Source organism: Corynebacterium tuingiense, from assembly GCF_046718165.1.
Taxonomy (GTDB): domain Bacteria; phylum Actinomycetota; class Actinomycetes; order Mycobacteriales; family Mycobacteriaceae; genus Corynebacterium.
On record NZ_CP177101.1, the window covers coordinates 1933294 to 1950355 of the forward strand.

Sequence of the window (17062 nt, forward strand, 5' to 3'; positions counted from 1 at the left end):
CCCCGTCACCTCTTCATTGTCGGCTCGATTCGCGAAATTAACAACCGTAAACATTGCCGTGAGCACCAGTTATAAACCGGTCATCATACTTTGCTGGTAGCTCGATTCATATAAACCACCCGTACGTTTTTGTTCGGGGGCAATCCAGCCCCGATCGTGGCTTTGCTCACGTACACTTTGGCGCCGAACTGCGTCTACCTCTACTGTTAAGGCGGTCAGCTTCGCTTCCGTAACAAGGAGGACTTCGTGGCGTCCCAGCCCAAGCACCCCGTAGACATCGTTCCCCCCGCGCCGAAACTCGCCGCCCTTGGGCTGCAGCACGTCCTCGCGTTTTATGCCGGGGCGGTCATCGTCCCGCTGCTAATCGCCAGCTCGTTGAACCTGGATGCGGAAACGACCATCCACCTCATCAATGCCGACCTTTTAACCTGCGGTATTGCGACGATTATTCAGTCGATGGGCATCGGCAAGCATATTGGCGTGCGCCTGCCCATCGTGCAGGGCGTGACCACGACGGCGGTGTCGCCCATCATCGCGATTGGCCTGGGTGCCACCGATGGCGAGGGCGGGGTGGCTTCGCTGCCCACGATTTACGGCGCCATCATCGTCGCGGGCCTTTTTACCTTCTTCGCCGCGCCGGTCTTTGGCAAGGTGCTGCGCTTCTTCCCGCCGGTGGTTACCGGTTCGGTGCTGCTGGTGATGGGTACCTCGCTGCTGGCGGTATCTGCCAATGACTTTGTCAATTACGCCGAGGGTGTGCCGGCCACGCGCGATTTGCTCTACGGCTTTGGCACGCTCGCGGTCATCATTTTGGTGCAGCGTTTTTCCTCCGGCTTCGTGGGCACGTTGGCGGTGCTCATCGGCTTGGTGTTGGGCACGGGCGTGGCGCTCGCGCTTGGCGATGCCTCCTTTAGCGAAGTCTCCTCCTCCCCCGCCCTCGGCATTACCACGCCGTTTTATTTCGGCATGCCGCAATTCGACCTCGTGGCGATCTTCTCGCTGATTATCGTCATGATCATCACCATGGTGGAAACGACCGGCGATGTGTTTGCCACCGGTGAAATCGTCAAAAAGCGCATCCGCCGCGATGACGTGGTGCGCGCCATCCGCGCCGATGGTGTCTCCACCCTGGTAGGCGGCGTGATGAATTCCTTCCCCTATACCTGCTTTGCGCAAAACGTGGGCCTGGTGCGCTTGACCAATGTGAAATCGCGCTGGGTGGCCGTGGCGGCTGCGGGGTTCATGATTGTGCTGGGCCTTTTGCCGAAGGCCGGCGCGGTCGTTGCCGCGATTCCGTCGCCGGTGCTCGGCGGCGCATCGCTAGCACTTTTTGCCAACGTGGCGTGGGTGGGCCTGCAGACCATCGCAAAATCGGATCTCAGCGATGGCCGCAACTCCGTCATCGTCACCTCCGCGCTGGGCCTGGCCATGCTGGTGACCTTCAAACCGGAGGTAGCCAGTGCTTTCCCGGAGTGGGCACAGACCTTCGTTTCTTCTGGCATGTCCATCGGGGCGATTACCGCAATCGTGCTCAACTTGTTGTTCTTCCACACCGGCAGCGCGAGCGCGCAGGTCTCGCGCGCCGATGGCAAAGGCGTGAGCCTCAACGAACTTAATGAGGCATCGCGCGAGGAGTTCACCGCCGCGCTGCGCCCGCTATTCAATAATGAAACCTGGCCACTCGAGCTGGCCTGGCAGTCCCGGCCGTTTAGCGATGTCAACGAGCTGCGCGCCGCCATCCAGGTCGCCGTGCTGACCGCGGATGCGGACCGGCGCGATGCGCTCATCCACGACTACCCGGCCATGGACGAGCTGCTATTGGCCTCATCTGATGAGGCGGCGAATATTTCCGCCGATCGTGGCTCGTTGGGGCTTAGCGAGCTCGACGACGTGCAAACCGAGCGCATTACCGAGCTGTCTGCTGCCTACCGCGAGCGCTTTGGCATGCCGTTCGTTGCGTACCTCGATACCAATGACACGGTGAAGCGTGTGATCGACGCCGGCGTGCGGCGCCTCGCCAATTCCGATGCGCAGGAATACCGCATTGCGTTGAGCGAAATCGTCGAGATCGCCAATGACCGCTTCGATATCCTGCTTGCCGATGCCAACCCCGTTCGCTCCTCCTGGGACCGCAAGTTCACCGAAGTAGATTAGGATCCGCAAAAGCACCGCAGTTCTTCTAGCAAGTACTGCGGTGCTTTTCTTGTGCGCCCGGTGAGACTTGAACTCACACGTCATAAGACACTAGAACCTAAATCTAGCGCGTCTGCCAATTCCGCCACGGGCGCGAGCAACGTTGAATAGTGTACACGGCGCGCGGATAAACGAGAAACCAGGGGCATTCCGTATTGCGGCGGTAGATAGGTAGGCTGGGTGAAGTGAGTATGCACGAGGATCAGAAGAAACGGCGCGTGAAGGTGCGGTGGTGGCACATCGCCCTCGTCATATTTTTCGTGGTGCTATTCCTCTTCCTCGCCTATTGGCAGTGGACGCGCTTCCGCTCCGGCTCGGGCACCTTTCAAAACTTGGGCTACGCCTTTCAGTGGCCTCTTTTTGCGGTGTTCGTGGTCTATGCGTATCGCACGACCCTGCGCTATGAAAATGAGCGCCTCGCCGCAGAGAACGAAGTCCGCGAGATGGATTCGTTGGAGTCCTCAGAAAACGCCACTGAAAATGTCAGCGAAACCGCCGACGGAGAAATTGGTTCACCCGATGGTCCTGAAGTGAGGGGCGCGACAGCTAGCTCGGCGGAGAAAACTGCCATCGATGAGGATTTCTTGCCGCAGCGCCCGCAGCTGAATGTGGAAGAGTTTAACGCGTTGAATCAGCCACGGCGCCGCCGCGGTTCCCCCGCAGAGGGTCGCGACGAAGGCCCGACAGATAAAAGGAGAAACTAAATCATGACAAACCAGGTACACCCAGCCCGCAAGGCGCGCATCCGCGGCCCGCTGAAGTTCTTTTCCATCGCTGCCACGGTGACCGGTATCTTCCTGATCATCCTGGTCATCCGCATGTTTTTCCAGTACGTCTTGGGCGCGGAGATTCCGGAATGGGCGACCTACATCGCCATCGTGCACGGCATCGCGTACATGACCTACCTACTTTCCATCCTGATTCTGGGCCCCCGCGCGCTGTGGCCAGCCAGCAAGCTGATTACCACCGCGCTGGCCGGCGTGGTGCCTTTCCTCTCGTTCTGGATGGAGCACAAGCGACGCAAGGAAATCGAGGAGCAATTCCAGCTCAACGCTTAATTAGCCAGCTAGTTCCGCGATGAACGGGGCCAGCTGGGAAAGGGCGCGGCCGCGGTGCGAGACCGCGTTCTTTTCCGCAGGCGACATTTCCGCCGCGGAACGCGACTCGCCCTCTGGCTGGAAGAGTGGGTCATAACCGAAGCCGTTTTCCCCGCGCGGCTCGCGCAATAGCTGGCCTTCCCAGCGGCCCTCTGCCACGCGCTCTGTGCCTTCCGGAGTCACGAGGGCACACACGGAGACGAAGGCGGCGGCACGCCGCTCGTCCGGCACATCGGCCATCTGAGCCAAGACCAGGTCATTATTGGCCTGGTCATTGCCATGTTCGCCGGACCAGCGGGCCGAGAGCGCGCCGGGCATGCCGTTGAGCTCCTCGATGGCCAGCCCGGAATCATCCGCAATGGTCACCAGGCCCGTGGCGGCGGCGCCGGCGCGGGCCTTAATCAGCGCGTTATCGGCAAAGGTGCGGCCATCTTCGACGGGCTCGGGGTAGGGATCGACCTCGGAAAGCAGGCGTAAATCCACGCACTCAATGCCCGCCTCGGACAGGATGCGATCGAGCTCGGCCAGCTTCTTCGGGTTACCGGAGGCGACGAGAATTACCATCCCAGCGCCGCTTTCTGCGCCGCGATGAGCTCGCTGCAGCCCTTCTGGGCCACATCCAGCATGCCGTTGAGCTGGTCGCGGCCGAAGAGGCCGTGCTCACCGGTGCCCTGAATTTCTACGAAGTCGCCGGATTCTTGCATCACCACGTTGAGATCCACCTCGGCGCGGGAATCTTCCTCATAGGGCAAATCCAGGCAGATTTCGCCGTCGATAATACCCACGGAGACTGCGGCGATGGGATCGAGCAGCGGCTCGCCGGAGACGACGCCTTCGGACTTGAGGTGAGCGATGGCATCGGCAAGCGCAACGTACGCGCCCGTGATGGAGGCGGTGCGGGTGCCGCCATCGGCCTGCAGCACGTCGCAGTCGAGCTGGATGGTGTTTTCTCCCAGCTGCTCCAGGTCCACGGCGGCGCGCAGGGAGCGGCCGACCAGGCGGGAAATCTCGTGGGTGCGGCCCTTGACCTTGCCGCGCATGGACTCGCGCGGCATGCGGTCGTGGGTGGCGGACGGCAGCATGGCGTACTCGGCGGTCAGCCAGCCCTCGCCGGAATCGCGCTTGAAACGCGGCACCCCGAGTTCGACGGAGGCGGTGCACATCACGCGGGTATTGCCAAATTCCACCAAGACGGATCCAGCCGGGTTGGTGGTGAAATTGCGGGTAATGCGGACGCTGCGCATTTGGTCAAGCGCGCGCCCATCGGCACGAGTAAATTCAGTCATGCCCTCCAGCGTAACTTAGAACTGCATGCCCGCAGTACCCAGCACGATCTCGCCGTCGAATTCCTCCCGCGCCGCCGCCACGGTGGCCTCAGCATCGCCCCAGGGCTGGATATGGATTAACACCAGCGTGCGAACGCCCGCTTCCCGCGCCGCGCGCCCCGCCTCCGCGCCCGACATGTGCATGCCGGGTGCCATGCCCTCGGAGGAAGCACCCCAGGTGGCCTCGCAGAGGAAGAGATCGGCGCCCCGGGCGGCATCGACAAGCGCGGGCGTATAGGACGTATCGCCGGAATAGGTAATGGTCTTGCCGGTCTTGGTGTGCTCGATGCGCAGCGCATAGGCCTCTACCGGGTGATTGACGGGGAAGGGGGTGATAAAGACGTCATCGACAAGCTGGCGCTCCCCCGCCACCCACGGGCTAAACGCCAAGGTATCGGACATATCGTCGATCCCATTTACCTCGTCGGAGGACAGGCGGCCTAGGTGCGTCGGGGTGGCGGACGGGCCGAAGCAGAAATTGCGCGAGGCCGCCGGGGCGGTGGGATGGAAGCGGCGCCACACCATGAGGGAGGGAAAATCCGCGCAGTGATCCGCGTGCAGGTGGCTAAAGGCCACGTGGGCATCGCACGGATCCTGCAGTTGAGCTAGCTGGCCCAGCGTGCCCGAGCCCATATCCAGGATGATGGACGGTGCATTGTCGAAGGACACGACATAGCCGGAGGCAGGATTGTCTGCGGTGGGTACGCTACCGGAGCAGCCTAGGATGGTCAGCTTCATGGAACCAATAGTTCCATGAATCCGGCCCAAATGCTGGTACCGCGCGCAAAAGGGGGAGGATTAGCCGATCTGCGGGCCCAAAAAGCGCGTGGCCAGCTGGGCGAAGACCTCTGGATCACCGGTGGATTCGAAGGAATGGACCGGCTGGTTGCCCTCGGGGGCGAGCATGTCCGTTTCCGTGAGCAGGCGCATGACGTCCTTGGTGGTTTCCTCTGAGGAGGTCACCAGGGACACGTTTTCGCCCATGGCGAGCTGGATGATGCCGGTAAGCAGCGGGTAGTGCGTGCACCCCAGCACCAAGGTGTCCACTCCCTGCGCCTGCAGGGGCGCGAGGTAGCCCTCGGCGACGCCGAGGATCTGGCGGCCCGCGGTAATCCCGCGCTCGACAAAGGGAACGAAGTCCGGGCAGGCCGCGGCTACCGCCTCGACATTGGGGTTAACCGCGAAAAGGTCCTGGTACGCGCCGGATTTGATGGTGCCCTCAGTGCCGATGACGCCGATCTTGCCATTGCGCGTGGTGGACATGGCGCGGCGCACGGCCGGGTGGATGACCTCCACGATGGGGATATCGTAGCGCTCGCGGGCATCGTGCAGGAAGGCCGCAGTGGCGGTATTGCAGGCGATGACCAGCATCTTGCAGCCGCGCTCCACCAGCTCATCGGCAATATCCTGGGAAAAGGCCCGCACCTGCGAGATGGGCCGCGGCCCGTAGGGGCCGTGGGCGGTATCGCCCTTATAGATAACGGATTCTTGCGGCAGCTGCTCCATTACCGCGCGGGCCACGGTCAGCCCGCCGACGCCCGAGTCAAAGATGCCGATGGGAGACGACGCATTGGGCATTATTTCCTCCCTGCCTTTGCGGGGTTATCAGAAGTGATGAACATGCCGGCCGCTACACCGCCCAGGGCGCCGAAGAGGTGGCCTTGCCAGCTAATGCCCTCGGCGACAGGCAGCACGCCCCAAATCAATCCGGAATAAGAAAAGCCCAGGATAATACCCAAAAGGATCTGTAGCAGGGAGCGATTGAAGACGCCGCGCACCACGAGGTAGGCCAGCCAACCATAGACCAGCCCGGACGCGCCGATATGCGAGGTTCCGGCCCCGCCCAGGAACCACGTGCCGAGGCCCGCCACAACGGTGGTGATCAAGGTGACCTCCCACCACACCCGGCGCCCAGACAAGCCGATCAGGAAGCAAAACAGGGCGCCCGGCAACGAGTTGGACATCAAGTGCTCCAGGCTGCCGTGCAGCAGCGGCGCCGTGATAATGCCCCACAGGCCATCCACGTCGAGCGGGCGGATGCCGTAATTGGACAGCCCGCCGCCGAAGACGACGGCGTTAATCAGGTGAACCGACCACTCCACCGCGAGGAACCCCAGGGCCAAGGATAGGCCGGTGCTGACGCGGCCGCGGCCGCGGTTGGTCGTGCTAGTTGGCACCGGCTTATTACGCGAAGTTCCACCCATAGTCATAATGGGCAATATCTTAGCCGAGCAAGTCGCGATACGCGCGAAGCCCCAGGCCAGGGCGTGCGGCGGTGACCGCGGTGACGATGGCCTCCTCCACCACGTCGGAAGCCGCAGCGCACAGCTGGACCATATCCACCTCACCCGGTTCCTGCGCTGTGGACAAGGCGAAAATGGTATCGCCGTCCAGCGGCGAATGCGCGGGGCGAACGGCGCGCGCGATGCCGTCGTGCGCCGTCATGGCGAGGCGTTGGGCTTGGGCGGTGGTGACGGGGGCATCGGTAAGCACAGCGCCAATCGTCGTATTCAGCTTCGCTGCAGGGTGCGGCAGGTCGCGGTAGGTCTCCGCATTGACCGGCCTGCGGCCCGGCGCGCCGTAGAGGCGGCCTGTGTGCGGGTCGATGACCTCGCCCACGGGATTGGCCACCATTGCGGCGCTGACCTCGTAGTTTCCCACTTTGCGGGTGGCCAGGCCGAAGCCGCCGCGCAGCTTGCCCGCCGTGGCGCCGACGCCCGCGCCGACCGTGCCAACCGTCTCGTCGTGGCCGGCCATGGCCGCCCGCAGCGCCGCCGCGCCGTCTTCCGGTCCGGGCCGAGAGGGGCCCGCCAGCAGATCGAAAATCACCGCCGCAGGCACGATGGGCACGCGCGGGCCGGGCTTATCCTCGCCAAAGACGGGGAAACCCACCCCGTGCGCTTCCAATTCGCGCATGACGCCATCCGCAGCGGCCAGGCCAAAGGCGGACCCTCCCGCGAGCACGATGGCGTGGACGCGTTCAACGGTATTGTGCGGCTGCAAGAGATCGGTCTCGCGCGTGCCGGGCCCGCCGCCGCGGACATCCACGCTGGCTAGCGCACCCTTCGGCCCGCAGTACAGCACAGTGGCGCCGGTATCTTCGCCGGAAAAATGGCCGATGCTAATTCCGTCGATCATTAATCCATCAACACTTCCAGCAAGGAATCCTGGCAATAGGCCAGCCATTCCACCAAGGTATCGCGGTCCGTCATGAGGTTTTCGTCGGTCGCATCCCCCGCCGCGACGTATAAGCGCAGGTCATTGAGCCCCGCCACGAAGGCTTGGGCTTCCTGCTCCGAAATGGAGACCTCTACCCCGCCGGTGGGGCCGAGCGCATTGCCGATGACCTGCAGGTTCTGCAGCTTGGCCCGCGCGATGTCATTTTCGTGCAGCGAGCGCAAAAGGGAGGCATCGCCGTCGTATTCCTCATCGCCGGGCTTTTGGAAGTCTGGGAATAACCGCGCCAAAGAGGGATCCTCTGGGGCTTCGGTATGGCCGGTGGGCATGTCCAGCATTTCCGCCAGCTCGTCTTTCGGCGCAGACTGGGCGCGGCCGATGATCGCCTCAGAGACAGTGGCGGTGAGGTTGCCAATGACCTCGCGCTCCATGGGCTCGAATACCGCCGTGATTTTGGGCCCGCGCATGAGCGATTTCTTCTTTTTCCACGGTTGCATCTATCTACCCTGCCTGTTGCATCGTCGCCCACAGACCCGCGATCTGGAGCTTTTTTACATCCGCCTCGACCTTGTCCTTCTCGCCGCTGGACACGGCGGCTTTACCTTCTGTGTGGACCTGCATCATCAGCTCGTTGGCCCGCTTTTTGTCGTAGCCCAAAACGGTTTGGAATACGTAGGACACGTAGCTCATCAGGTTGACGGGATCGTCCCAAACGATGCACATCCACGGCAGGTTCTCACTCGCGGCCACATCAACTTCGATTCCTTCATCCAAGTCGGGCGTGGCCATAGGAGAGCTCATACGGACTTCGGGGTGTTGCGGCTTCATGCCTTATAGCCTAATCATTTTTCGCTGGCATTTTGGGCATAGGGTCGCCCCGCAGCTCACCAAGGTGGTGGCTAGGTATGCTGAAAGCTTCTCAAGCTGTGAGTAGTATCAGGCTCATGAATGACATAGCAAGCCCTATCGATCGCTCCACCGCCTTGCTCACGGATAAATACGAGCTCACCATGCTGCAAGCCGCGCTTCGCGATGGCTCCGCCCACCGCAACGTGACCTGCGAGGTCTTTTCTCGCCGCCTACCCAATGAGCGCCGCTACGGCGTCGTCGCCGGCATCGACCGCGTGCTGCGCGCGGTAGAGGACTTCCGCTTCTCCCCCGAACAGCTAGAACAGATGGATTTCCTGGATGAAGAAACCCGCCAGTACCTGCGCGATTGGCGCTTTTCCGGGCAGATCGATGGCTACCGCGAGGGCGAACTCTACTTTCCCAACTCACCCATTTTGACGGTGCGCGGCACCTTTGGTGAGTGCGTGGTGCTAGAAACCATCGTGCTGTCCATCTTGAATGCCGATTCCGCCGTCGCCTCTGCAGCATCCCGCATGGTCACCGCCGCCGATGGCCGCCCCATATTGGAGATGGGCAGCCGCCGCACCCACGAATACGCGGCAGTAACCGCCGCCCGCGCCGCGTACCTCGCCGGTTTTACCGCCACCTCCAACCTGGAGGCAGGCTTCCGCTACGGCATCCCGGTATCTGGCACCGCCGCCCACGCCTGGACCTTGGCGCACACCAACCCGGATGGCACGAGCAATGAGGAGGCGGCCTTCCGCGCGCAAATCGATACCCTGGGCATCGATACCACCCTGCTGGTGGATACCTATGACATCACCAAGGGCGTCGAAACCGCGGTCAAGGTCGGCGGCCCGGAGCTTGGCGGGGTGCGCATCGATTCCGGTGACTTAGGTGCGGTGACCCGCCGCGTGCGCAAGCAGCTCGATGAGCTGGGCAATCACAATACCAATATCGTTGTCTCGTCCGATTTGGATGAGTTTGCCATCGCGGGCTTGCGCGGTGATCCCGTCGATGTATACGGCGTGGGCACCTCCGTGGTCACCGGCTCTGGTGCCCCCACCGCGGGCATGGTCTACAAGGTCGTCGAGGTTGACGGCGTGCCGGTGGCCAAGCGCTCGTCATCCAAGCAATCGGTGGGCGGGGCCAAGCGCGCGCTGCGCACCTACCGGTCTTCCGGCGTGGCGGTCGAGGAAGTTGTCTACCCCTTTGCCGCGGACGCACCGGATACGGGCCAGCTCACCACCCGCGAGTTGACCATTCCTTTGATGCGCGATGGGCATATCGTAGAGGACCTGCCGGATTTAGAGGCCTCCCGCACCTACTTGGACGAGGCCCGCAAGACCCTGCCGTGGGAGGGACTTGCGCTTTCGCGCGATGACGCCGCCGTGCCCACGCGAATGGTGGGCTTTAAGGAGTAGGTCGCTAGACTGTGTGGGGTGAGTGACCCCGCAGATGAGCCCCTAAACCACGACACGGAAACGCTGCTAGGCGCGGCAGTGGACGCGCTCGGCGGCTCCCGCCGCGCGGGCCAGGTCCGCATGGCCAACGCGGTATCCAAGGCCTTAGAAAAGGAGCGCCACCTTGCCGTCCAGGCGGGCACGGGTACGGGTAAATCCTTGGCCTACCTGGTTCCGGCCATCCGGCATGCGATGAACTCGGGTTCCACCGTCGTCGTCTCCACGGCCACGCTGGCGCTGCAGCGCCAGTTGGTGGAGCGCGACCTCCCGCGGCTGACGGAGGCGCTAGCCGATGTCATGGAGCGCACCCCCACCTTCGCCATCATGAAGGGCCGCAATAATTACGTGTGCCTGAATAAGATCGCGGCCACCCCGGATGACCCGGAGGCTCTTATCGATGAATCCGATGTCTCCTACCGCGGCAAGGCCGTGCGCCGCATCCACGACTGGGCGCAGGAGACCGAGACCGGCGACCGGGACGATTTAGAGCCCGGCGTGCCGGATCTGGTGTGGCGGGCGGTATCGGTCACATCCAACGAATGCTTGGGCGCCGGGCGCTGCCCGCACGGTGCGGATTGCTTCGCCGAAGAGGCCCGCAGGGCGGCTGCCGATGTCGATATCATCGTCACCAACCACGCCATGCTCGCCATCGATGCCATCTCTGAGGCCAATATCCTGCCCGAACACGATGTGGCGATCATCGATGAGGCACACGAGCTCGATGGGCGCATTACCTCCGTGTCCACCGCGGAGATTACCTCCCGCGCTATTAAGATGGCAGCAAACCGGGCAAAGTCACTGAGCAATGCCGGAAACCTGGCGGAGTTGGCCGATGAATTCGATGATCTGCTGCGCGTCCAGGAGCCCGGCCGGTGGACGGATTTGGATGAGACCTCCCAGGCGCACTTGCGCGCGCTTGCCGATGAGTTCTTGCGCGTTAAATCCCTCATCTCCCGCGCCCCAGAAGGCGAGGCCAACGATGACCCCGAAAAGAACGCCGAGCGCCAAAACTTAAGCAATCACCTCACGGACTTGGCCGAAGCGATTGGACGAATCCTGGAAGTCTTTGCCACCGATGACCCCGCTGCGCAAGACGATGTGGTGTGGTTGGAAGGCACCGATACCCTCGCCGTCGCGCCGCTGTCTATCGCGCATATGCTGCGCGAGAACCTATTTGGGGAGCAAACGGTGGTGCTTACCTCGGCCACGTTGGCGCTGGGCGGACGGTTCGACGCCATGGCGGCACAATGGGGCCTGCCCTCTGGCACTTTTGACACGCTCGATGCAGGAACGCCCTTTGACCCGGCGAAATCCGGCATCTTGTATACCGCGAAGCACCTCCCGGCGCCGGGGCGGGATGGCCTGTCCTCCGAGACCTTGGAGGAAATTTACGAGCTCATCATGGCCGCCGGCGGGCGCACGCTGGGGCTATTTTCCTCGCGCCGGGCGGCAGAAGAGGCCGCGGAGGCCTTGGCGCCGCGTTTGCCGTTTGATCTTTATGTGCAGGGCGAAGATGCCATCGGCACACTGGTGGACAAGTTCTCCACGAAGGAAAACTCCTGCCTCTTTGGCACCTTGACCCTCTGGCAGGGCGTGGACGTGCCGGGGCCATCGTGTTCGCTGGTCCTCATTGACCGCATCCCCTTCCCGCGGCCCGATAACCCACTCTTGCAGGCCCGCTCCCAGGCGGCCGACGCCGCCGGGCGCTCCGGGTTCATGGAGGTCTCTGCCAATCACGCGGCGCTACTCATGGCGCAGGGATCCGGGCGGCTTTTGCGCCACGTGACGGACCGCGGGGTGGTCGCCGTGCTGGATAACCGGCTGGAATACAAACGCTATGGCGCATTCCTCAAGGCATCCATGCCACGGTTCTGGCAAACCACGAACCCGGAGACGGTGCGCGGGGCGCTTAAACGATTGGTCGCCGCAGCGCACACACGGTAGCCGAATCCGGGGCGATCTCGGTAAACCCGGCATCGATGATGACCACCGCGTCCTCCTGCGCGCAGGCGGTGCGAAATTCTTCTGCGTCCACCTCACGGACAGACAGCGGAAAACCTTCTGCCGCCCAGGCGGCGGCTTCCTCTTGGCTCATGGCTGCGGCGAGCATCATCGAGCCGTGGCCCACTTGGGCGGCGGCCTTGCCCGCGGTCATGGCGAGGCTGCGGTCGACGTAGATAATGGGGGCATCGGCAAGCGGAGGCCCCGGCTCATCCATCGGGAGGTCGGTGTGGCCGATCTGCAGCTTGCTAATCAGCGGATCCACCTCCCCCACCGCAGAGGGTGCAAAGGCACGCGCGCGGTCATCGACGGTCACACCAGGCAGCAGCTGCACATCGCGCCATGCCTTATTCCGCGCGCGGCGGGCAATCTTGCGGATGCGGTGGCCGTACCACTGCGCGAGCGCCGCGGCGAAGGCGCCGTCCTCGCCGGCGCGGTCATCTAGGCAGGCGGCCACCACGGCGCGGGCTGCCGCAGTAAGCACCTCGCTGCGCGCTGGAGGATCCTGCTTGGGGAGGTGGAGGGCTATCTGCATCGCTTGCACGGTGGACGGGTCCGCTGGGTCCTCGTGGGAATCGCGGGCCGTGCAGGCGGCGACGAGGCGCTGGTGGGCTATCTCAAACTTAGTCATCGGCAATCCCCAGCATCGGTAGGACGGCGTCGAGGCGGCGCGGGGTGATGCAAGCATCGGCGGTCTCGCGCAACGCTGGCTTCGCGTCAAAGGCAACACCCAACCCGGCAGCGGTGACCATGGCGATGTCATTAGCGCCATCACCCACCGCGACGGTGGACTCCATGCCGATTCCGGAATCGGCGGCGAATTCGCGCAAGAAATCCTCCTTCGCCTGGCGGTCGACCACCTGCCCAATCACCTTGCCGGTCAACTTCCCATCGCGGATTTCCAGGGTATTGGCCCGTACGTAGTCGAGCTGGAGGTCTGTGGCTAGGCCCTCGAGAACTTGAATAAAGCCGCCCGAGACCACGGCGGTGCGGTGGCCCAAGCGGTGGAGGGTACCGATCGCTTCCTTAGCGCCTGGCGTGAGCTCAATATCGCGGGCGACCTCATCGATAATCGAGGCGTCTAGGCCTTCAAGCACCGCGACGCGCTCGCGCAGGGACTCCTCGAAGTCCAATTCGCCGCGCATGGCGCGCTCGGTCACAGCGGCCACCTCTGCTTCCTTGCCCGCGTGCGCGGCGAGCATCTCGATGACCTCACCTTCAATCAGGGTCGAATCGCAGTCGAAGCACACCAAGCGCTGGCCGCGATTGCTTAGGCCCTCGAGGGAGATATCGATGCCGCGTTCAGCGGCTAACTCCCGCAGCGCCCGCTGCGCTGCGTCAGCATCTTCTAGTGCCACGGTAAGTTCCACGGCGAATAGGGAATCCAGCGCTATCCGGCGCATGCGGACCGTCTCCCCTCCCACTGCGTCCTGCACCGCGCTAATATCCTCCGCGGTAATCCCCGCACCAATGATGGCAACAGCATAGCTTGGCGCAATAGACACCTCATGCCCGAACGGCGCCATGACCGCACTCAATCGCTCCTCCAGGGCTGCGGTATCGCGGCTGGAAAGACCGCACTGTGCGGTGAGGGCAAGGTGATTGGATGGGGTGGCGAGGTGGACATCGGCAAGCGGGGCAGAAAAATCAGCCAGCGCGGTAAAGAAAGCGGCGGCTGCCCCGGGATCATCCGGTCCGAAGCTAGTAATGGTCGTGGTATCAACTTGAGTATTCACACCGGCCATTATCCCACACACGCCAAAGCCGCCCTCCTTACCTCTCAGAGGCTAGGGAAGGCGGCTGTAGTCAGGAGTTAAAGTGCGGACTTAGTGCTTGCCCACGTGAGCTTCTTCGCGCATGCGCTCAACCATGTGCGGATAGTGCAGCTCGAATGCCGGACGCTCGGAGCGGATGCGTGGCAGGGAGGTGAAGTTGTGGCTTGGCGGCGGGCAGGAGGTTGCCCACTCCAAGGAGTTGCCGTAACCCCATGGGTCATCCACGGTAACGACCTCGCCGTAGCGCCAGGACTTGAATACGTTCCAAATCAGCGGGATAACGGAGGCACCAAGGACGAAGGAGAAGATGGTGGAAATCTGGTTGAAGACCGTGAAGCCATCGGACTCCAGGTAGTCGGCGTAGCGACGTGGCATACCCATGTTGCCGACCCAGTGCTGAACCAGGAAGGTGCCGTGGAAGCCGATGAAGGTCAACCAGAAGTGAATCTTGCCCAAGCGCTCGTCCAACATGCGTCCGGTCATCTTCGGGAACCAGAAGTACAGGCCACCGAAGGCGGAGAACACAACCGTACCGAACAGGGTGTAGTGGAAGTGCGCAATCAGGAAGTAGGACTCAGCCAAATGGAAGTCCAGTGCCGGAGCGGCAAGCATAACACCGGTCATACCACCGAAGAGGAAGGTAGCCATGAAGCCCATGACCCAAATCATCGGGGTATCCCAGGTGATGTGACCCTTCCACATGGTGCCGACCCAGTTGAAGAACTTCACACCGGTAGGCACCGCAATAAGGAACGTCATGAACGAGAAGAACGGCAGCAGGATGGCGCCGGTGACGAACAGGTGGTGTGCCCACACTGCCATGGACAGCGAGCCGATGGCCAAGATGGCGAAGACCAAGCCGATGTAGCCGAAGACCGGCTTGCGGGAAAAGACCGGGACGATCTCGGAGACAACGCCGAAGAACGGCAGCGCGAGGACGTAGACCTCAGGGTGGCCGAAGAACCAGAACAGGTGCTGCCACAGGATGGCACCGCCGTTAGCGGAATCGTAGATGTGGCCTCCCAGCTTGCGGTCATACAGCACGCCCAAGGCGGCTGCGGTCAGCAGCGGGAAGATCATCAACACGATGGCGGAGGCGGTGAATATGCCCCAGCAGAAGACCGGCATACGGAACATGGTCATGCCCGGTGCGCGCAGGGTCAAGATGGTGGTGATCATGTTGATGGCGGAGGCAATGGTACCGACACCGGTAGCGCCCACACCGACGATCCACATATCGGCGCCAATGCCGGGGGTATGTACGCCATCGGCAAGCGGCATGTACATGGTCCAGCCGAAGTCAGCCGCACCACCAGGGGTGATAAAGCCCAGCAGCATGACGACACCGCCAAGCAGGGTAACCCAGAAACCAAAGGCGTTCAGACGCGGGAAAGCCACGTCCGGCGCGCCGATTTGCAGAGGCAGAATGTAGTTACCAAAGCCCCAAACAACTGGCGTAGCAAACAGCAGCAGCATCACGGTGCCGTGCATGGTGAACAGCTGGTTGAACTGCTCATTGGACAGGAACTGCAGACCCGGGGTAAAAAGCTCCGCACGGATCAGCAATGCCATAAAGCCACCGAGGAAGAAGAAGCTGAAGGCCATGATCAAGTACATGATGCCCAGCTGCTTGTGGTCGGTGGTGGTTAAAAATACCCAAGCCTTTGAACCGGTCTTTTCCCTACCGGTTGGCTCTGGACGTGTGGGAGCGACGTAATCGTCGACCCGTGGCGCCACAGCGGTCATAGAATCCTCCTGAATAACAAAGTGTCAGCGGACTGAGTCCACCTACACCTAGGTTTACTTCGATTATATTAGGACATTTTCCCCTGTTCTTGCCAGCTTCCCTTAAAGGTCTTCCAGCTTGGGGGTATCTCCTCAGTAACCACAACCGTCACATAGCCCCTGCACGTGGGGTGGGCATCATTTAGGGCTTATATTCTCCGCCCCAAGTTGTGGTGTCGCATGTCACAGTATATACGAGATATGCAGGTCAAAAACCGAAGAACGCACCCCCGCTCGTTATCAACCTTTCGATTGAGACCGAAGCGAAGGTGCGTGGGAACTAGAAACGACTAGAAGTCCCAGTCATCGTCTGTGGTGTCCTCGGCCTTGCCGATGACATAGGACGAACCCGAGCCAGAGAAGAAGTCGTGGTTCTCGTCGGCATTAGGCGAAAGAGAGGACAGGATGGCCGGCGAGACGCGGGTCTCATCGGCCGGGAAGAGGCCCTCAAAGCCCAAGTTATTCAGAGCTTTATTGGCGTTGTAGCGCAGGAAGCGCTTGACGTCTTCAGTCCAGCCCAGATCGTCATAGAGATCCTCGGTGTAGTCGATCTCATTGTCATAAAGCTCGAAAGCCAGATCGAAGGTGTAGTCCTTCAATTCTTCCTGGCGCTTTTCATCCAGCTTCTTGTATTCCTGCTGGAACTTATAGCCAATGTAATAGCCGTGCACGGCCTCATCGCGGATGATCAGGCGGATGATATCGGCGGTATTGGTCAGCTTCGCCCGGGAAGAAAAGTACATCGGCAGATAGAAGCCGGAGTAGAACAAGAAGGACTCCAGCAGCGTAGAGGCCACCTTCTTCTTCAGCGGATCATCACCGTTGTAGTAGGCCAAGATGATCTTGGCCTTCTTCTGCAGGTTTTCGTTTTCTTCGGACCAGCGGAAGGCATCATTGATCATCGGGGTGGAAGCCAAGGTCATAAAGATATTGGAATAGGACTTGGCGTGCACCGACTCCATGAAGGCGATATTGGTATATACCGCCTCCTCGTGCAGGGTCTGCGAATCCGGCAGCAGGGAGATCGCGCCCACCGTGCCCTGGATGGTATCCAGCAGCGTGAGGCCGGTAAAGACCCGCATGGTGGTTTCTTTTTCTTTTTCCGTCAGCGTCTTCCAGCTGGGGAGGTCATTAGAGACTGGGACCTTTTCCGGGAGCCAGAAATTACCGGTCAACCGCTCCCATACCTCGAGGTCTTTGTCATCGGGGATGGTATTCCAGTTGATAGCTTTTACCGGGCTGTCATGACTAGCAACGTAGTCATCGTATTCGTGCGACACGCGATGTCACTCCAATGCTTCACTGTGTAGAATTTCGAGTCCCAGCATACCCAATGCCGCCCCGCCTCAGCCCGCCGCACCGCGCCTATATTAAAAGCGCAGTGCACAGCCAGGAAA

At 61.7% G+C, this 17062-nt stretch carries 17 protein-coding genes and 1 tRNA gene; 5 read left to right on the forward strand and 13 right to left on the reverse strand.

Annotation, left to right across the window (positions count from 1 at the left end; all coding sequences use genetic code 11):
- The first annotated feature begins 246 nt into the window (after positions 1–246).
- The gene (locus ACLI1T_RS09210; RefSeq protein WP_411702494.1) at positions 247–2154 is read left to right on the forward strand and encodes a solute carrier family 23 protein; all 1908 of its coding nucleotides are present in this window, start codon (positions 247–249) and stop codon (positions 2152–2154) included.
- 52 nt (positions 2155–2206) lie between these two features.
- On the opposite strand, the gene ACLI1T_RS09215 is transcribed toward ACLI1T_RS09210, so the two are convergent.
- Positions 2207–2288 (reverse strand) — tRNA-Leu (locus tag ACLI1T_RS09215).
- Between the two features lie 96 nt (positions 2289–2384).
- On the opposite strand from ACLI1T_RS09215, the gene ACLI1T_RS09220 reads away from it, so the two are divergent.
- Together ACLI1T_RS09220 and ACLI1T_RS09225 are read left to right on the forward strand one after the other, a co-directional pair.
- On the forward strand, positions 2385–2897 hold the full coding sequence (locus tag ACLI1T_RS09220) for a hypothetical protein (protein ID WP_411703312.1): 513 nt from the start codon (positions 2385–2387) through the stop codon (positions 2895–2897).
- Between the two features lie 3 nt (positions 2898–2900).
- Positions 2901–3251, forward strand: coding sequence for a DUF3817 domain-containing protein (locus ACLI1T_RS09225; protein ID WP_349887447.1), 351 nt, complete (start codon positions 2901–2903; stop codon positions 3249–3251).
- On the opposite strand, the gene rdgB is transcribed toward ACLI1T_RS09225, so the two are convergent.
- From rdgB to clpS, 8 genes are read right to left on the reverse strand one after another with little or no spacing between them, the layout of a single operon-like run.
- On the reverse strand, positions 3252–3854 hold the full coding sequence (gene rdgB / locus ACLI1T_RS09230; RefSeq protein ID WP_411702495.1) for an RdgB/HAM1 family non-canonical purine NTP pyrophosphatase: 603 nt from the start codon (positions 3852–3854) through the stop codon (positions 3252–3254).
- On the reverse strand, positions 3848–4576 hold the full coding sequence (gene rph, locus ACLI1T_RS09235; RefSeq protein ID WP_411702496.1) for a ribonuclease PH: 729 nt from the start codon (positions 4574–4576) through the stop codon (positions 3848–3850). Before rph ends, rdgB begins: the two co-directional genes overlap by 7 nt.
- A 15-nt stretch (positions 4577–4591) precedes the next feature.
- Positions 4592–5353 carry an MBL fold metallo-hydrolase gene (locus ACLI1T_RS09240; protein ID WP_278723590.1) on the reverse strand — a complete coding sequence of 254 codons (762 nt, stop codon included), beginning with the start codon at positions 5351–5353 and terminating at the stop codon, positions 4592–4594.
- A 60-nt stretch (positions 5354–5413) separates the two neighbouring features.
- Positions 5414–6193 (reverse strand): glutamate racemase, encoded by a 780-nt coding sequence (gene murI, locus ACLI1T_RS09245; RefSeq protein ID WP_411702497.1) that lies wholly within the window; start codon positions 6191–6193, stop codon positions 5414–5416.
- The gene (locus ACLI1T_RS09250) at positions 6193–6825 is read right to left on the reverse strand and encodes a rhomboid family intramembrane serine protease (protein WP_411702498.1); all 633 of its coding nucleotides are present in this window, start codon (positions 6823–6825) and stop codon (positions 6193–6195) included. Before ACLI1T_RS09250 ends, murI begins: the two co-directional genes overlap by 1 nt.
- A 13-nt stretch (positions 6826–6838) precedes the next feature.
- On the reverse strand, positions 6839–7753 hold the full coding sequence (locus ACLI1T_RS09255; protein WP_411702499.1) for a P1 family peptidase: 915 nt from the start codon (positions 7751–7753) through the stop codon (positions 6839–6841).
- Positions 7753–8289 carry a DUF2017 domain-containing protein gene (locus tag ACLI1T_RS09260; protein ID WP_005277760.1) on the reverse strand — a complete coding sequence of 179 codons (537 nt, stop codon included), beginning with the start codon at positions 8287–8289 and terminating at the stop codon, positions 7753–7755. Before ACLI1T_RS09260 ends, ACLI1T_RS09255 begins: the two co-directional genes overlap by 1 nt.
- 4 nt (positions 8290–8293) lie before the next feature.
- A complete protein-coding gene (clpS, locus tag ACLI1T_RS09265; RefSeq protein WP_034654354.1) occupies positions 8294–8593 on the reverse strand; it encodes an ATP-dependent Clp protease adapter ClpS in 300 nt (99 codons plus the stop codon).
- A gap of 143 nt (positions 8594–8736) precedes the next feature.
- Here clpS and ACLI1T_RS09270 point away from each other — a divergent pair, with 143 nt between their 5' ends.
- Together ACLI1T_RS09270 and ACLI1T_RS09275 are read left to right on the forward strand one after the other, a co-directional pair.
- Positions 8737–10065: a nicotinate phosphoribosyltransferase gene (locus ACLI1T_RS09270; protein WP_411702500.1), complete on the forward strand. Its 1329-nt coding sequence runs from the start codon at positions 8737–8739 to the stop codon at positions 10063–10065.
- An 18-nt stretch (positions 10066–10083) separates the two neighbouring features.
- Positions 10084–12048, forward strand: a complete 1965-nt coding sequence (locus ACLI1T_RS09275) for an ATP-dependent DNA helicase (protein WP_411702501.1) — start codon at positions 10084–10086, stop codon at positions 12046–12048.
- On the opposite strand, the gene ACLI1T_RS09280 is transcribed toward ACLI1T_RS09275, so the two are convergent.
- From ACLI1T_RS09280 to nrdF, 4 genes are all read right to left on the reverse strand, one after another.
- Positions 12014–12736 carry a peptidyl-tRNA hydrolase gene (locus ACLI1T_RS09280; RefSeq protein ID WP_411702502.1) on the reverse strand — a complete coding sequence of 241 codons (723 nt, stop codon included), beginning with the start codon at positions 12734–12736 and terminating at the stop codon, positions 12014–12016. The two genes, ACLI1T_RS09275 and ACLI1T_RS09280, sit on opposite strands and share 35 nt — an antisense overlap.
- Positions 12729–13850, reverse strand: a complete 1122-nt coding sequence (serB, locus tag ACLI1T_RS09285; RefSeq protein WP_411702503.1) for a phosphoserine phosphatase SerB — start codon at positions 13848–13850, stop codon at positions 12729–12731. Before serB ends, ACLI1T_RS09280 begins: the two co-directional genes overlap by 8 nt.
- An 81-nt stretch (positions 13851–13931) precedes the next feature.
- A complete protein-coding gene (gene ctaD / locus ACLI1T_RS09290) occupies positions 13932–15626 on the reverse strand; it encodes a cytochrome c oxidase subunit I (RefSeq protein WP_237792544.1) in 1695 nt (564 codons plus the stop codon).
- A gap of 329 nt (positions 15627–15955) precedes the next feature.
- Positions 15956–16945, reverse strand: coding sequence for a class 1b ribonucleoside-diphosphate reductase subunit beta (nrdF, locus tag ACLI1T_RS09295; RefSeq protein WP_023023720.1), 990 nt, complete (start codon positions 16943–16945; stop codon positions 15956–15958).
- Between the last annotated feature and the right edge of the window lie 117 nt (positions 16946–17062).